This is a genomic window from Micromonospora sp. S4605 (genome assembly GCF_003176715.1).
In the GTDB taxonomy this organism is placed as follows: Bacteria; Actinomycetota; Actinomycetes; order Mycobacteriales; family Micromonosporaceae; genus Micromonospora; species Micromonospora echinaurantiaca.
Window position 1 is genome coordinate 1 of record NZ_QGSW01000463.1, and the last position, 15,605, is coordinate 15,605.

The 15,605-nt window shown below is 74.7% G+C and carries 14 protein-coding genes and 1 pseudogene; 12 read left to right on the plus strand and 3 right to left on the minus strand.

Features of this window, described 5'->3' with window-relative positions:
• On the minus strand, window positions 1-668 hold a 668-nt coding region (locus tag DLJ47_RS34240), incomplete at its 3' end, for a GOLPH3/VPS74 family protein (protein WP_109906371.1).
• A gap of 66 nt (window positions 669-734) precedes the next feature.
• Complete coding sequence (gene upp / locus DLJ47_RS34245) at window positions 735-1,367, minus strand: uracil phosphoribosyltransferase (protein ID WP_109906373.1); 633 nt, start codon at window positions 1,365-1,367, stop codon at window positions 735-737.
• Between the two features lie 122 nt (window positions 1,368-1,489).
• Here upp and deoC point away from each other — a divergent pair, with 122 nt between their 5' ends.
• The 10 genes from deoC to DLJ47_RS34295 all read left to right on the plus strand — a co-directional run bounded on the left by deoC (window position 1,490) and on the right by DLJ47_RS34295 (window position 12,995).
• The gene (gene deoC, locus DLJ47_RS34250) at window positions 1,490-2,449 is read left to right on the plus strand and encodes a deoxyribose-phosphate aldolase (protein ID WP_109906375.1); all 960 of its coding nucleotides are present in this window, start codon (window positions 1,490-1,492) and stop codon (window positions 2,447-2,449) included.
• Between the two features lie 5 nt (window positions 2,450-2,454).
• Window positions 2,455-3,885, plus strand: a complete 1,431-nt coding sequence (locus DLJ47_RS34255; protein ID WP_109906377.1) for an aldehyde dehydrogenase family protein — start codon at window positions 2,455-2,457, stop codon at window positions 3,883-3,885.
• Window positions 3,878-4,702: an aldehyde dehydrogenase family protein gene (locus DLJ47_RS34260; RefSeq protein ID WP_109906379.1), complete on the plus strand. Its 825-nt coding sequence runs from the start codon at window positions 3,878-3,880 to the stop codon at window positions 4,700-4,702. The genes DLJ47_RS34255 and DLJ47_RS34260 overlap by 8 nt, the downstream gene beginning before the upstream one ends.
• Window positions 4,703-4,922: 220 nt before the next feature.
• A complete protein-coding gene (locus DLJ47_RS34265) occupies window positions 4,923-5,387 on the plus strand; it encodes a BlaI/MecI/CopY family transcriptional regulator (RefSeq protein WP_109906381.1) in 465 nt (154 codons plus the stop codon).
• 10 nt (window positions 5,388-5,397) lie between these two features.
• Window positions 5,398-6,300, plus strand: coding sequence for a M56 family metallopeptidase (locus tag DLJ47_RS34270; protein ID WP_109906383.1), 903 nt, complete (start codon window positions 5,398-5,400; stop codon window positions 6,298-6,300).
• A 137-nt stretch (window positions 6,301-6,437) separates the two neighbouring features.
• Window positions 6,438-7,688, plus strand: a complete 1,251-nt coding sequence (locus tag DLJ47_RS34275; protein ID WP_109906385.1) for a cytochrome ubiquinol oxidase subunit I — start codon at window positions 6,438-6,440, stop codon at window positions 7,686-7,688.
• Between the two features lie 11 nt (window positions 7,689-7,699).
• Entirely contained in the window at window positions 7,700-8,707 is a 1,008-nt protein-coding gene (locus DLJ47_RS34280; RefSeq protein WP_109906387.1) for a cytochrome d ubiquinol oxidase subunit II, read from the plus strand.
• A complete protein-coding gene (gene cydD / locus DLJ47_RS34285) occupies window positions 8,704-10,377 on the plus strand; it encodes a thiol reductant ABC exporter subunit CydD (RefSeq protein WP_109906389.1) in 1,674 nt (557 codons plus the stop codon). Before DLJ47_RS34280 ends, cydD begins: the two co-directional genes overlap by 4 nt.
• Window positions 10,374-12,242, plus strand: coding sequence for a thiol reductant ABC exporter subunit CydC (cydC, locus tag DLJ47_RS34290; RefSeq protein ID WP_109906391.1), 1,869 nt, complete (start codon window positions 10,374-10,376; stop codon window positions 12,240-12,242). The genes cydD and cydC overlap by 4 nt, the downstream gene beginning before the upstream one ends.
• Window positions 12,243-12,311: 69 nt before the next feature.
• Window positions 12,312-12,995 carry a permease prefix domain 1-containing protein gene (locus DLJ47_RS34295; RefSeq protein ID WP_109906393.1) on the plus strand — a complete coding sequence of 228 codons (684 nt, stop codon included), beginning with the start codon at window positions 12,312-12,314 and terminating at the stop codon, window positions 12,993-12,995.
• Between the two features lie 156 nt (window positions 12,996-13,151).
• On the opposite strand, the gene DLJ47_RS34300 is transcribed toward DLJ47_RS34295, so the two are convergent.
• Window positions 13,152-13,493 carry a PadR family transcriptional regulator gene (locus DLJ47_RS34300; protein ID WP_109906395.1) on the minus strand — a complete coding sequence of 114 codons (342 nt, stop codon included), beginning with the start codon at window positions 13,491-13,493 and terminating at the stop codon, window positions 13,152-13,154.
• 117 nt (window positions 13,494-13,610) lie between these two features.
• Here DLJ47_RS34300 and DLJ47_RS34305 point away from each other — a divergent pair, with 117 nt between their 5' ends.
• Window positions 13,611-14,597, plus strand: coding sequence for a DNA primase (locus DLJ47_RS34305; RefSeq protein WP_109906397.1), 987 nt, complete (start codon window positions 13,611-13,613; stop codon window positions 14,595-14,597).
• 40 nt (window positions 14,598-14,637) lie between these two features.
• Window positions 14,638-15,605: pseudogene (locus DLJ47_RS34310) on the plus strand (transposase); the annotation flags it as partial.

Genomic DNA, 15,605 nt, shown 5'->3' on the forward strand with positions numbered 1-15,605 from the left:
GGGCCGAGGGCGGCGTCGACGGCCTGGCCGAGGGCGACGACGACCAGGCCGACGGAGGGGCGGACCACCGAGTCCTCCAGGCTGACCTCGCCGGAGAAGCCGGCGCCGCTGGCGATCTCGGCCAGCCGGCGGCGGGCGTCCGCGGTGGCCTCGGCGCTGATCCCGAGCGCCGGTTCCATCCGGAGCACGGCGACCAGGGTGGCCAGCGCGGCGGTGCGCTCGTCGGGTACCGCCGCGCCGGTGAGCGCCGCGGCGAGTCGACGCCGGGTGTCCGCCTCCACCGACGGGTCCACCACCGGGTACCGGTGCACGTGGATGAAGCCCAGCTCGGTCTCGTCCACGTCGCGCACCACGCCCTGGCGGCACAGGTCGCCGAGGATCCGGTCGCGCAGGCCGTGCCGCAGCCGCTGCACCCAGGACGACGGGGAATGCGGGGTGTCGGCCGCCATCCGCTCCAGGACGGCGTCGGCGACCGGCTCGCCGGTCGGCGTCGGGTCGACCACCGTCAGCGCGCCCTCGGAATACGCGATCCGGCCGGCGAGGGCCAGCTCGATCAGCACCGCCGCGGCCATCCCCAGGTCAAGGCTGATCCGCGGCATGGTCGCTTTGCCGGTCTCGTCGTCGTAGGCGAGGAGGAGCAGCTCTTCGGCGAGCGCAACACCTGTCATGGCCCGTGACGCTAGCCGCTGCGCGCACCCCACGCACGAACTCGGCGTGGGGCGCGCCCGACGGGTTCAGAACCGGGGCATGCCGCCGAACTGGCGGTCACCGGCGTCGCCGAGGCCGGGGACGATGAACATCTTGTCGTTCAGGCCCTCGTCGATCGAGGCGGTGACCAGCCGCAGCGGCAGCCCGGACCGCTCCAGCCGCTCGATGGCGACGGGTGCGACCAGGACGCAGAGCACGGTGATGTCGGTGCAGCCCCGGTCGGCGAGCAGCCGGCAGGAGTGCTCCAGCGAGCCGCCGGTGGCCACCATCGGCTCGAGCACCAGCACCGGCAGCCCGGCCAGGTCCCGGGGCAGCGACTCCATGTAGGCGCGCGGCTCGTAGGTCTCCTCGTCACGGGCCAGCCCGACGAAGCCCATCGAGGACTCCGGCAGGAGCCCGAGCGCCGCGTCGGCCATGCCGAGGCCGGCCCGCAGCACCGGCACCAGCAGCGGCGGGTTGGCCAGCCGGGTGCCCTCGGTGCCGGTGACCGGGGTCTGCACCGGGTACCGCTCGACCGGGAAGGACCGGGCCGCCTCGTACACCAGCATGGTGGTCAGTTCGTGCAGCGCCGCGCGGAAATTGGCGGAATCGGTGCGCGCGTCCCGCATGGCGGTCAGCCGCGACTGAGCGAGCGGGTGGTCAATGACGAGTACGTCCACGGTCGCTCAACCTACCGAACCGGCGGCCCGGGCACTGCCGGTGCGGGCGGACCAGCGATCCCGCTCACCGGCCGGCGCCGTGACCAAGATCACTCATCGGTCGGATGCGTAGACTTCCAGGCATGACGGCGACAGCGACGTCGGCCCGGTCGGATCTCTCCGAGCTGGGACGATCCGAGACCGCTCTGCGGACCTTCCTGCACGGCCTGCCGGGCGTGGACCAGGTCGGCGCGGAGCAGCGGGCGGCACAGCTCGGCACCCGCTCCATCAAGACCACCGCCAAGGCCCAGGCCATCGACCTGGCGATCCGGATGGTCGACCTGACCACCCTCGAAGGCGCGGACACCCCGGGCAAGGTGCGGGCGCTGGCCGCCAAGGCGCTGCGCCCCGACCCGGCCGACCCGTCCTGCCCGCACGTCGGCGCGGTCTGCGTCTACCCGGCCATGGTCCCGTACGTGGCCGAGGTGCTGCGCGGCTCCGGCGTCCACCTGGCCAGCGTGGCGACCGCCTTCCCGTCGGGCCAGGCCCCGCTGGAGGTCAAGCTCGCCGACACCCGGGCCGCCGTCGAGGCGGGCGCCGACGAGATCGACATGGTGATCAACCGGGGCGCGTTCCTGGCCGGCCGCTACAAGGAGGTGTACGACGAGATCGTCGCCACCAAGTCCGCCTGCGGGGACGCCCACCTCAAGGTGATCCTGGAGACCGGCGAGCTGGCCACCTACGACAACGTGCGGCGCGCCTCCTGGCTGGCCATGCTGGCCGGCGGCGACTTCATCAAGACCTCCACCGGCAAGGTGCCGGTCGCGGCCACCCCGCCGGTGACCCTGGTGATGCTGGAGGCGGTCCGCGACTTCCGGGCGGCCACCGGACGGCAGGTCGGCGTGAAGCCGGCCGGCGGCATCAAGACCACCAAGGACGCGATCAAGTACCTGGTGATGGTCAACGAGACGGTCGGCGCGGACTGGCTGGACCCGGACTGGTTCCGCTTCGGCGCCTCCAGCCTGCTCAACGACCTGCTGATGCAGCGCACCAAGCTGACGACCGGCGTCTACTCCGGTCCCGACTACTTCACCCTGGACTGAGCGCCATGTTCGAATACGCCCCCGCCCCCGAGTCCCGCTCGGTGGTGGACATCAAGCCCTCGTACGGGCTCTTCATCGACGGGAAGTTCGTCGACCCCACCGACGGCGGCTCCTTCAAGTCGATCAACCCGGCCTCCGAGGAGGTGCTGGCCGAGGTCGCCGAGGGCGGCGCCGGCGACGTCGACCGCGCGGTCCGGGCCGCCCGGGCGGCGTACGAGAAGGTCTGGGGCCCGATGCCGGGCCGGGACCGGGCCAAGTACCTGTTCCGGATCGCCCGGATCATCCAGGAGCGCTCCCGCGAGCTTGCGGTGCTGGAGTCGCTGGACAACGGCAAGCCGATCAAGGAATCCCGGGACGTCGACCTCCCGCTGGTCGCCGCCCATTTCTTCTACTACGCGGGCTGGGCCGACAAGCTTGAGCACGCCGGCTTCGGGCCGAACCCCAGGCCGCTGGGTGTCGCCGCGCAGGTCATCCCGTGGAACTTCCCGCTGCTGATGCTGGCCTGGAAGATCGCCCCGGCCCTCGCGGCGGGCAACACGGTGGTGCTGAAGCCGGCTGAGACCACCCCGCTGACCGCGCTGCTCTTCGCCGAGATCTGCCAGCAGGCCGACCTGCCCGCCGGTGTGGTCAACATCGTCACCGGCGCCGGTGACACCGGCCGCGCGCTGGTCGAGCACCCGGGCGTGGACAAGGTCGCCTTCACCGGATCGACCGAGGTCGGCCGGGCCATCGCCCGCGCGGTCGCCGGCACCCGGAAGAAGCTCACCCTGGAGCTGGGCGGCAAGGCCGCCAACATCGTCTTCGACGACGCCCCGGTCGACCAGGCGGTCGAGGGGATCGTCAACGGCATCTTCTTCAACCAGGGGCACGTCTGCTGCGCCGGCTCCCGGCTGCTGGTCCAGGAGAACGTCGCCGACCGGGTGCTGGAGTCGCTGAAGCGGCGGATGGCCCAGCTGCGGGTCGGCGACCCGCTGGACAAGAACACCGACATCGGCGCGATCAACTCCGCCGCCCAGCTGGCCCGGATCCGGGAACTCTCCGAGGCCGGCTCGGCCGAGGGCGCCGAGCGCTGGTCGCCGCCGTGCGAGCTGCCCGAGCGCGGTTTCTGGTTCGCGCCGACCATCTTCACCGGGGTCACCCAGGCGCACCGGATCGCCCGCGAGGAGATCTTCGGCCCGGTGCTGTCCGTGCTGACCTTCCGCACCCCGGCCGAGGCCGTCGAGAAGGCCAACAACACGCCGTACGGGCTGTCGGCCGGGATCTGGACCGACAAGGGCTCCCGGATCCTGTGGATGGCCGACCGGCTGCGCGCCGGAGTGGTCTGGGCCAACACGTTCAACAAGTTCGACCCCACCTCGCCGTTCGGCGGCTACAAGGAGTCGGGCTACGGTCGCGAGGGCGGCCGGCACGGGCTGGAGGGCTACCTCAATGTCTGAGCGGGTCGCGGTACGCAAGACGTACAAGCTCTTCATCGGCGGGAAGTTCCCGCGCAGCGAGTCGGGACGGTCGTATCTCGTGCAGGACGCGAACGTGTCTTTGGCGTCTCGGAAGGACGCGCGGGACGCCGTCGTCGCCGCCCGCGCCGCGGTCAAGGGCTGGGCCGGCGCCACCGCGTACAACCGGGGGCAGATCCTCTACCGCGCTGCCGAGATGCTGGAGGGCCGGCGCGAGCAGTTCGTCGCGCTCGGCGTGCCCGGCGACGAGGTCGACGCGGCTGTCGACCGCTGGGTCTGGTACGCCGGCTGGTCGGACAAACTCGCCCAGGTGTACGGCGGCGCGAACCCGGTCGCCGGGCCGTACTTCAACCTGTCGGCGCCCGAGCCGACCGGCGTGGTGGCCGTGGTGGCCCCGGCGTCCCCGGCGCTGCTCGGCCTGGTCAGCGTGATCGCCCCGGCGATCGTCACCGGCAACACCGTGGTGGTGGCCGCCTCGCCGGCCGAGCCGCTGGCGGCGGTGACGCTGGCCGAGGTGCTCGCCACCTCGGACCTGCCCGGTGGCGTGGTGAACATCCTGACCGGCCGGCTGTCGGACACGGTGCCGACGCTGGCCAGCCACATGGACGTCAACGCGATCGACCTGACCGGGGTGACCGACGCCGACCTGGCGGCCGACCTGGAGGTCAAGGCGGCGGAGAACCTCAAGCGGGTGCTCCGGCCGGCGCCGGCCGACCACGACTGGTTCGCCGACCCGGGCGTCACCCGGATGACCTCGCTGCTGGAGACGAAGACCGTCTGGCACCCCAAGGGGGTGTGATTTCTCCGCCCCTCGCGCTGGGGTTTCCGGGTGAGCCCGCCCGCTCCGGGCGGTCAGGCTTGATCCCTCCGCGGGCGGGCTCACCCGGAAACCCTGAGGTGCGCACGGTCCGACCGGGCGTTCAGCCGCTGCGACCGCTGCCCAGCGTGAGTGGACCGTCAGCGGGGCGCAGCTTCACACCGCCCTGGGAGCGATCTACTACCGGGGGTAGGATTGCGGGGTGACTCGGCTTGGTGATCTCGAACGTGCGGTGATGGACGTGCTGTGGGACTCGGTCCCCACCACGTCGGACGGCGTCACCGTGCGGGAGGTCGCGGACGCGTTGGCCGGGCGCGAGCTGGCGTACACCACGGTGATGACCGTGCTGGACCGGCTGGCCGGCAAGGGCATGGTGCAGCGCGAACGGGAGGGTCGGGCCTGGCGCTACCGGGCCGCGGCCAGCCGTGAGGCGTACATCGCCCAGCTCATGCTCGACGCGCTCGACCTTGGCGGCAGCCGGGACGCCGCGCTGGTGCGCTTCGCCCGCTCGGTGACCGGCACCGAGGCCGAGGTGCTGCGCGCCGCGCTGGCCGCCGACGCCGCCGCCGCAGGGTCGGCCGCTACCGGTGAGCTGACCGACCGGGTCGAGGCGCCGACCGACCGGGTGGTCCGCCCACCCGTCGCCGACGAGGCCGCGGACCGGTAGGGCGGCGGCCGTGGCGTACGCTCTGCACTTCGCCGCGTCGATGGCGGCCTGCCTGCTGACCGCGCAGGTGCTGGCCCGCTCCACCTGGACGTGGCGCAGCCCCCGGGTGGCGATCCTCTGCTGGCAGGCGGTCGGGCTGGCGCTCGGCCTCTCCGAGATGGGCCTGCCGATCGCGGTCGGGCTGGCCCCGTACGACCGGCCGACCGGGAGCGCGCTGCTGGCCCTGGGCAACGACCTGGTGCACGGCACCCTGCCGCCCGGCCTCGGCGTCGTCCAGCTGAGTCTGGTCGCTCTCGGCTTCGGCATCGGCGGGGTGCTGCTGACCACGACCGTACGCACCCTGCTGCACACCGTGCGGGCCCAGCGCCGGCACCGGGAACTGCTCGCCCTGGTGGCCCGGAACGATCCGGCGGCGCCCGGCGCGCTGGTGCTCGACCACCCGAGCGCGGCGGCGTACTGCCTGCCGGGGGTGAAGCCGCAGGTGGTGGTCAGCGCCGGGACGCTCAGCCTGCTGGACCGCGCCGAGCTGGCGGCGGTGCTCAGCCACGAGCGGGCGCACGCTCAGGAGCGGCACGACCTGGTGCTGCTGCCGTTCACCGCGCTCTGCCGGGCGCTGCCCTGGTTCGGCTGGGTCCGCGGAATCCACGAGCGGGTCGCCCTGCTGGTCGAGATGCGCGCCGACGACAAGGCCCGCGAGGCGCACCCCGAGGCGCTGGGCCGCGCGCTGCGCCGGTTCGCCGCGGCCGGCGACAAGATCACCCCTGCCGGTGCCCTCGGTCTCGGCGACCGTGACCTGGACGTCCGGGTGCAGCGGCTGCTGGTGCCCGACCGGCCGCCCCGGGTGCTCGGCGCGGTCGCCCTGGCGGTGGCCACCACGGTGGCCGCGCTGCCGATCTCGCTCTTCCTCAGCTGATTCCAGCGCCGAGATGCGCCCCCCGAACTACTACACCTTGTCGTACTCTCTCCTACGACAAGGCGTAGTAGTTATGCGTAGAGAATCTACGTGTAGGCTCACTACGACAAGTGAGCCGACAGTACGGAGAGCCGGCCATGGACACCCTCCTCCTCGCCCGACTGCAGTTCGCCACCACCACCTCGATCCACTTCCTGTTCGTGGTGGTCACGCTCGGCCTGGTCACCCTGCTGGTGGGGCTGCAGACCACCGCGGTGCTGACCGGCAAGCCGGTCTACTGGCGGCTGACCCGGTTCTGGGGTCAGCTCTACGTGATCAACTACGTGCTCGGTATCGCCACCGGCATCGTGATGGAGTTCCAGTTCGGCCTGAACTGGAGCGGGCTGTCGCGCTACGTGGGCAACGTCTTCGGCGCCCCGCTGGCGATCGAGACGCTGGTGGCGTTCTTCCTCGAGTCGACCTTCCTCGGCATGTGGATCTTCGGCTGGCACCGGCTGCGCAAGGGCCTCCACCTCGCGCTGCTCTGGGGCGTCGCGCTCACCGCGTACGCCTCGGCGTTCTGGATCATGGTGGCCAACTCCTGGCTGCAGAACCCGGTCGGCTACGAGTTGCGCGACGGGGTCGCCCACCTCACCGACTTCGCCGCCCTGCTCACCAACCCCAGTCTCGGCATGGCGTTCGGTCACGTGGTCTTCGCGGCACTGCTGGTCGGCGGGATGCTGATGGCCGCGGTCAGCGCCTGGCACCTGATCCGGCGCACCCCGGACTTCGTGCTGTTCCGCACCTCGCTGCGGATCGGCCTGGTCACCGCGGCGCTGTCGATCACCATGGTGCAGGGCTTCGGCTTCGCCCAGTTCGGGCCGGTCGGGCAGGTGCAGCCCACCAAGTTCGGCGGCGGCCCGGAGGCGGACGCCCTGGTGGCCGAGTGGACCGCCCGGTTCGGCCAGGGCGACTACACCCCGCCGGTGCTGGCCAGCGTCGGGCTGGGCTTCATGATCCTGATCGGCTTCACCCTCGGCGCCCTCTGGCTGCTGCTCCCGCTGCTCTGGCGGGACTGGGCCATCCGGCTGCGCTTCCCGCTCTGGCTGGTCCTGCTCGCCCTGCCGCTGCCGTTCGTCGCGGTGATCCTCGGCTGGATCGCCCGCGAGGTGGGCCGGCAGCCCTGGGTGGCGTACGGCCTGCTCCCCACCGACCAGGCCGTCTCCGGCGTAGCGCCCGGCGTGATGCTGGCCTCGCTGATCGGCTTCAGCCTGCTGCTCGGCACCCTGGCGGTGGCCAACTGGGTGCTGCTGGCCCGGCACGCCGCCCGGGGCGCCGCCGATCCGGCACTGGGCCGGCCGCCGACCCAGCCACCCGCCGACACCCGTCCCGTGCCCGCCTTCGCCTGACGGAGACCACCGTGGAACTCGCCTGGTACGCCCTGCTCGGCCTCTTCTTCGCCACCTACCTGGTGCTCGGCGGCTACGACTACGGCGTCGGCCTGCTGCTCGCCCGGGGCACCGACCCGGCCCGCCGCCGGGCCGCGCTCAACGCCGTCGGCCCGTTCTTCCTCGGCAACGAGGTCTGGCTGGTCGCCGCCGTCGGCATCCTGTTCGGCGCCTTCCCCGTGCTGGAGGGCGAACTGCTCTCCGGGTTCTACCCGGCGGTGGTCGGCGCACTGGTCGGGGTGATCCTGGTGACCGCCGGGGTGCAGTTGCGCAGCCGCCCGGCCGGCGAACGGTCCCGGGCCGGGTGGGACCGGGTGGTGGTGGTCGGCAGCCTGCTCGCCGCGCTCGGCTGGGGCGCCCTGCTCGCCGGCCTGCTCCAGGGCGTACCGCTGCACGCCGACGGGCACGTCGTCGGGATCACCCACCTGTTCACCCCGTTCGTGGCCGCCGCCGCGCTCGCGGTGCTGGCGCTGGTCGCGGCGCACGGTGCGACCTTCCTCACCCTGCGGCTGCCGGCCGCCGACGCCGAGGCGACCGGCCGGCTGGCCCGCCGGCTGGTCCCGGTGGCGCTCGCCGCGGTCGGCGCGGCCACCGTCCTGGGCCTGCTCTCCGAGCGGGTACGCGACACCGTGCAGCAGCCGGTCGCCGGCCTGCTCGCGCCGGTGCTGCTGGCCGGGGCGTTGCTGCTGGCCCGGGCGGCGCTCGCCCGCCGGCGGCCGGGGCTGGCCTTCGCCGCCACCGGCACCGCCCTGGCCGCGCTGGTGGCGCTGGTCGGCGCGGCCGTCTGGCCGTACGCGCTGGTCTCCACCGTCGATCCGGGCGCGTCGCTGACCGTGGCCGACGCGGCGGCGAGCGGCCCCACGCTGCGGCTGCTGGGCTGGCTGACGGTGCCGCTGCTGCCGGCCCTACTAGGCTTTCAGCTGATGTGCTGGTGGGTTTTCCGGGGACGGACTGACGGCAGGGCACCGGTGTACTGGTGAACCGCCGTCCCTTCGACCCGCGTCTGCTGCGCCGGGTCCCCGCGGCCCGGCGCGACCTCGCCGTGCTCGCCCTGCTCGGCGTGGTCGCCGCGGGGCTGGTCGTGGCCCAGGCCACCGCGTTGGCGGCGCTGCTGGCGACCGCGTTCGACGGGCGGCTCGACCGGCCGGCGCTGGCCGGCCTGGTCGCCGCGGTCGCCGCGCGGTCGCTGCTGGTCTGGGCGCAGGGCACGGTGTCGGCGCGGGTCGCGGCGACGGTCAAGGCGGCGCTGCGGGTGGAACTGCTCGCCGCGGTCGGCCGGCACGGCCCCGGCTGGGTCGCCGGCCAGCGCGCCGGGCAGTTGGCCACCCTGGCCGGGCGCGGGCTGGACGCCCTGGACGCCTACTTCACCGGCTACCTGCCCCAGCTCGTGCTCAGCGTCACCGTGCCGGTGGCGGTGCTGGGCCGGATCTTCCTCGCGGACTGGAGCTCCGCGCTGATCATCGCGGTCACCCTGCCGCTGATCCCGATCTTCGGAGCGCTGCTCGGCTGGCAGGCCCAGGCCGCCACCGAACGCCAGTGGCGGCGCTTGTCGCTGCTCGGCGGGCACTTCCTCGACATGGTCGCCGGGCTGCCCACGCTGCGCGCCTTCGGCCGGGCCCGGGCCCAGGTGGACGTGGTCCGCCGGATGGCCGACGGGCACCGGGTGGCGACCATGAAGACGCTACGCATCGCCTTCCTCTCCGCCCTGGTGCTGGAACTGGTGGCCACCCTCTCGGTGGCGCTGGTCGCGGTGCCGGTCGGCCTGCGGCTGCTCGGCGGCGGGCTGACGCTGCAGACCGCGCTGCTGGTGCTGCTGCTCACCCCCGAGGCGTACCTGCCGCTGCGGGCGGCCGGGGCCCGGTTCCACGCCAGCATGGAAGGGCTCACCGCGCTGGACGAGGCGCTCACCGTCTCGGCCACGCCACCGGCCCCGGCCGAGCGGCGCGGTCCCGCCCCGGACGGCCGGGCGGAGATCCGGTTCGAGTCGGTGACCGTCGAGTACGAGCGCACCACCGCGCTGCGGGATGTCACGCTGACCATCCGGCCCGGCGAGCGGATCGCGATCGTCGGGCCCAGCGGCGCCGGCAAGAGCACCCTGCTCAACCTGCTGCTCGGCTTCGTCACGCCGACCACCGGCCGGATCACGGTGGGCGGCGTCGACCTGGCCGGCGCGGATCCGGACGCCTGGCGCCGGCAACTGGCCTGGGTACCGCAACGCGCCCACCTCTTCGCCGCCTCGCTGGCCGACAACATCCGGCTCGGCGCCCCGGACACCCCGGACGCCGTGCTCGCCGCCGCGGTGCGCGACGCCGCGCTGGACGACGTGGTCGCCGGGCTGCCGGACGGGCTGGCCACCGTGCTCGGCGAGCGTGGGCACGGCCTCTCCAGCGGCCAGCGGCAGCGGGTCGCCCTGGCCCGCGCGTTCCTGCGGGACGCCCCGGTGGTGCTGCTCGACGAGCCGACCGCCCGGCTGGACAGCGCGTCCGAAGCGGTCGTGCTGGCCGCCACCCGTCGGTTGGTCGCCGGCCGGACGGCGCTGCTGGTGGCACACCGCCCCGCGTTGCTCGCCGACGCGGACCGGGTGCTGCGGGTCGAGGACGGCCGGGTCACCGAGCTGACCCCGGTACCGGCCGCGGAGGTGCTCCGGTGATCGCGGTGACCCGTTCCGAGCGCACGGTGCTGCGGCTGGCCCGGCCGTACCTGAGCCGGCTGCTCGGGGCCGGACTGCTCGCCGCGGTGACCGAGTTCGCCGGGCTGGCGCTGATGGCCACCGCCACCTGGCTGCTGATGAGCGCGGCCGGCCGGCCGCCGCTGGACCGGCTCACCGTGGCGATCGTCGCGGTCCGGGCCCTGGCCGTCAGTCGGGGCGTGTTCCGCTACACCGAGCGGCTCGCCGGGCACGACGCGGTGCTGCGGCTGGTCACCGACGTCCGGGCCCGGGTGTTCGCCGCCCTCGCCGCCCGCCGGGCGCCCGAGCAGCGCACCGGGGACGCGCTGAGCCGGCTGGTCTCCGACGTGGAGGCGGTGCAGGACCTGCTGCTGCGGGTGCTCGTCCCGGCCTCGGCGGCGGCGCTGGTCAGCGCGGTGGCGGTGGGCGCGGCGGCACTGATCTCCCCGGCCGCCGCCGGGGCGCTCGCGGTGGGGTTGCTGGTCGCCGGTGTGGCGCTGCCCGCGCTGGCCACCGCGCTGACCCGACGCGCCGCCGCCGAGGTGGCACCGCTGCGCGGGGCGCTGGCCGCTGACGCGGTCGACCTCACCCACGGCGCCGCCGACCTGGCCGCGTTCGGCGCCACCGGGTCCGCGCTGGCGGCCGCCGACCGGCGTACCGGGCGGCTGGCCCGGCTGGAACGGCGGCTGGCCGCCACCGGGTTCGCCGTCGACGCGGCCGGCGTGCTGGTCGCCGGGCTGACCGCCGCCGCCGTGGTGTTCGTCGCGCTGGCCCGGGACGTCGACGGGGTGCTGGTCGGGGTGCTCGCGGTGGGCTCGCTCGCCGCGGTGGAGGCGGCGCTGGCGCTGGTCGGTGCCGCCCGGCAGCGGACCCAGCTGAGCGCCGGCCTGACCCGGGTCGCGGCCCTGCTCGACGCCGCCCCGACCGACGCCGCACCGGTGGGGACCGAGCCGGCGGAGACCGAGCCGGCGGAGACCGAGCCGGCGGAGACCGGGCCGGCGGGGGCCGGTGCCGCACCCGCCCGCGTGGGCGCCGGCCCGGTCGCGGGAGGCGAGGCGGCACCTGCCACGGTGAGTGCGGCGGCGCCGCACGACGTGCGGTTCACCGACGTGACGGTGCGCTACCGGGCCGGCGCCGCGCCCGCGCTGGTCGGGTTCGACCTCGACCTGTCGGCCGGGCGACGGGTGGCCGTCGTCGGGCCGAGCGGGGCGGGCAAGAGCACCATCGCCGCGGTCCTCACCGGGTCGGCACGGCCGGAGGCGGGCCGGGTCACGCTGGACGGGCGGGACCTGTCGGCGTACTCCGAGCGGGAGCTGCCCCGGGCGGTCGGTGGCCTGCTCGCCGAGGCGTACGTCTTCCACGCCTCGGTCCGGGACAATCTGCTGCTCGGCCGTGCCGGGGCCAGCGACGACGAGCTGGCCGCGGCCACCGCGGCGGCCGGCCTGCTGGACTGGGTACGCGAACAGCCGGACGGCTGGGACACGGTGGTCGGCGAGGAGGGCGGGCAGCTCTCCGGCGGCCAGCGGCAGCGGCTCGCGCTGGCCCGGGCGCTGCTCGCCGCTCCGGGCGTGCTGGTGCTCGACGAGCCGACCGAGGGGCTCGACCCGGCCGCCGCCGACGCGGTGCTCGCCGCCACCCTGGCCGCCACCCCGCCCGGGCACTCGGTGCTGCTGATCAGCCACCGGCTCAGCGGGCTGGCCGGGCTGGACGAGGTCGTGGTGCTGGACGCCGGCCGAGTGGTGCAGCGCGGCCGGCACGCCGACCTGGTGGCGGCCCCGGGCTGGTACCGGGACCAGTGGCGGCTCCAGGAGGCGGCCGAACGCGGGTACTTCGCGCTGACCCCCTGACCTGGCCTCCGGGTGAGTCCAGGGATGTCCCGGACGACGCTCGACGGTCGGTCGTGGCAGGGTGGTGCCATGGCCGGCGGTGACGAGGTGTTGGTGGAGGAGCGCCTGCGCGAGCTGGGTGACCGGCTGCGCGGGCCGGTACGGCTCAAGTCCGACCTGCTGACCGAGGCCCGGCACGGGCTGCTGGACGCCGTCGAGGCGTACCGCGACGGCGGGCTGTCGGCGGCGGAGGCGCAGCGGCGCGCGGTGACCGAGTTCGGCAGCCCGGCGCAGCTGGCCCCGGCGTACCAGGCCGAGCTGGCGGTCGGCGCGCTGCGCGGGCTGGCGCTGCGGGTGGTCACGGTGGCCGCCGTCGCGATCGTCGCCGGCGATCTGACCTGGCAGGGGGCGAGCTGGAGCGAGGGTCCCCGGCCGCCGGCCGGCTACCTGCTGCTCTCCGCCTCGATGGACTGGTTGTGGATCACCGCGTTCGTGCTGGCCGCGGCGGGGCTGCTGGTCGCCACGAGCGCCGCCCGCTGGGGCGTGCCGGGCGCCGCCGTGCTCCACCGCGCGGTCGGCGCGGGCCTGACCGGCGTCCTCCTCCTCGCCGCCGCCGCCGGCGTCGGGCTGTTCGCCTGGTCGATGGGACTCTGGGAGGCGGCCCTGACCTGGCCACCGATGATCATCGGCGCGGTCGTGGCCACCGCCGCCCTGCTCTGGATCGGCCGCGCGGCCCGCTACTGGCTGACCGCCTCGCTGACCACCGCGCGCTGAGGCCCGCCCTCCTGCCCTGCCCCTGGCCGGCTCGACCAGCGCTCCCGGGCCGCGGCACGCGCTGGCCCGCCGCGCCCGCGCCGCATCGCCGTCCGCCTGCGGCGCGGTCGGGCTGACGCGCGGTCGGGCTGCGGCGCGGACGGGCCGCGAGGCGCGTCAGGTCGGGGTGACCGGCGGGGCCGCGGGGTCGAGGAAGCGGCCGACGGTCGAGCTGAACTCCCGCCAGCCGGAGCGTTCCCCGGCCAGGGCCCGCCGGCCGGCGTCGGTGAGCTCGTACGTCCGGCGCTCCCGCCCGTTGACGGTGCTCCAACTGCTGGCCACGTGCCCGGCCCGCTCGAGCCGGCGCAGCGCCGGATAGATGGTGCCGGTGGGCAGGTCCAGGTGGCCGTCGCTGCGGATGCGCAGCGCCTCGATGATCGCGTAACCGTGCAGGGCGCCCCGCTCCAGCACCGCCAGCAGCAGCGCGTCGAGGTGTCCGTGCAGCGCCTGGGCCTTCATGTGTAGCTACGCTACTTGTATAGCGGCCGGATCGCCACCGGGGTGCGGCACCGGCCTCCCGGAGCCGCCCACTAGGGTATGTGCCCAGAGTCACTCGCCGGCACGGGACGCCGACGGGTGGGCAACCCGAAGCACACGGAGGTCAGCGTGGCCCGTCAGTCGCCCCAACGGCCCGACGCCGACGAGCCGGAGCTCGACGAGACCGAGGGCAGCGTCGAGTCCGACACCGCGTCCGCGTCGGCCGAGGCCGCCCGCGCGCTCTGGGAGGAGCTGCGGATCGACCCGGTGGAGATCGCCCTGCCCGCCGGCACCGGCTACACGCTGCGGGCGTACCGGCCGGCCCGGGAGCTGACCCCCACCGACGTCGCCGAGCGCGACCAGGACGACCCGTTCCTGGCCCGCCGCCAGGTGGTCGAGGAGGACGAGGACGACGAGACCGTCGTGATCCTCGACGAGGAGGTCGCCCAGGAGTTCGCCGAGAGCGACGAGGAGGAGGCGAAGTCCCGCCGCCGCGCCAAGGGCGCCAAGGGCGGCAAGGACGACGAGGACGCCGAAGACGCCGAAGACGCCGAGGACGCCGAGGCGGAGGAGACCGAGGCCGAGGACGAGGCGGGCGACGAGGAGGTCCCGGTCTTCCTCAGCCACCGGGGCCGGCTGCTGCTGTTCAAGACCCCGGAGTCGCTGGTCAGCTTCGTCCGCTCGGGCGCGCCCAACGATCTGTCCCAACTGGACAGTTGGAATGAATTGTCCGAACGGGTGGAGCCGGCCGACATCGCCCCCCTGGACGAGGACATCTACGAGCTGGACCTGGTGGTCGAGAACCTGCGCGGCGGGCACGACGCCTGGGACACCACCCTGCTGATCGAGGCCGGCGAGATCGCCCGCGACCTGGCGTACGCGCTGCGCCTGCCGGCCGTGCTGGACATGCTCTCCGCCGGCTCCAGCCTCGACGACCTGGACGAGGCGCTGCGGGCCACGGTCAACGGCGGCATCGGCGGCTTCCTCGGCCGGCGACGGCTGAAGAAAATCGGGGCACAAACCGCAAGTCTGGGTTGGCGCACCATTGTCGGCAAGATCTCTGCGGTCGTGGACTGGCGCGACTGACCCTTAACGGGGAGCATCAGTCTCTGGCAGGGAAAGACCTGTGTCCCGGGAGGAGGACGACGCCTTGGCGCTCGTGCGCGTGTACTGCGGTCTGGCCTCGGCGGATCCGGCCGACCGACCGGCTTCGGCCGGTTCGACGCTGACGTCCGCTGTGGTCGACGACGCAGGCCGTCTGCTGCATGTCTGCGAGATCGGCGACGACGCGGCGGGCTACGCCCAGCTGGTCGCGCTGCTCGTGGAGCGGTCGGGCGGGCCGAGCGGTGCGGCGATCGCCGCGGACAGCGACGACCACACGGTCACCTCGCTGCTCAGCGCCGCGGGCCGCCCACTGGCGATCGCCGACGACGACTCGGTCGACGACTTCGCCGAGCGCTTCGCCGACGACGACTCGCTGGAGGAGATGCAGTCCCCGCCCGCCGAGCGGCGCGCGGTCGGCCTGGCCCGCGCCCTGCAGGCCGGCGCGCTCTCCGCGGTCACCCTGCCGGCGCACCGCGACCTCGCCGGCTACAAGCAGGTGCTCGCCGCGCACGCCGCGCTGGCCAGCGGCCGGCACTCGGCCGCCGTGGCGCTGCGCGAGGTGCTCCGCGAGCTCTACCCGGCGGCGCTGCGCGCCTACCCGGACCCGGCCGAGCCGGTCCCGCTGGCCGTCCTCGACGCCCTGCCGGAGCCCGGCATGCTGGCCGGCACCGTCGCCCGGGGCCGGGAGGTCTCCGTCGCCGCCGACGCGGTGGCGGCCCACCTCGCCGCGGACGGCGTGGCCGAGGCCGAGGAGATCGAGGAGGCGGTGACCGCGCTGCGGGTGGCCATCTCCGAGACGCCCCGGCGGGCGACCGTGAACCGCGCCCTCACCGCCGCCGTGGCGGAGACCGTACGCCAGGCCGTCGCCTCGGTCCGCGCCTGCGACGCCGGTTGCGAGGCACTGGTCGGCGCGCTCAGCGCCCGGGTCAGCGCGCCCGCGCCGGCGGCGCCCGGCCGCCGCGCCGCCGGCCGCCGCGCCGAGCCGGTGGG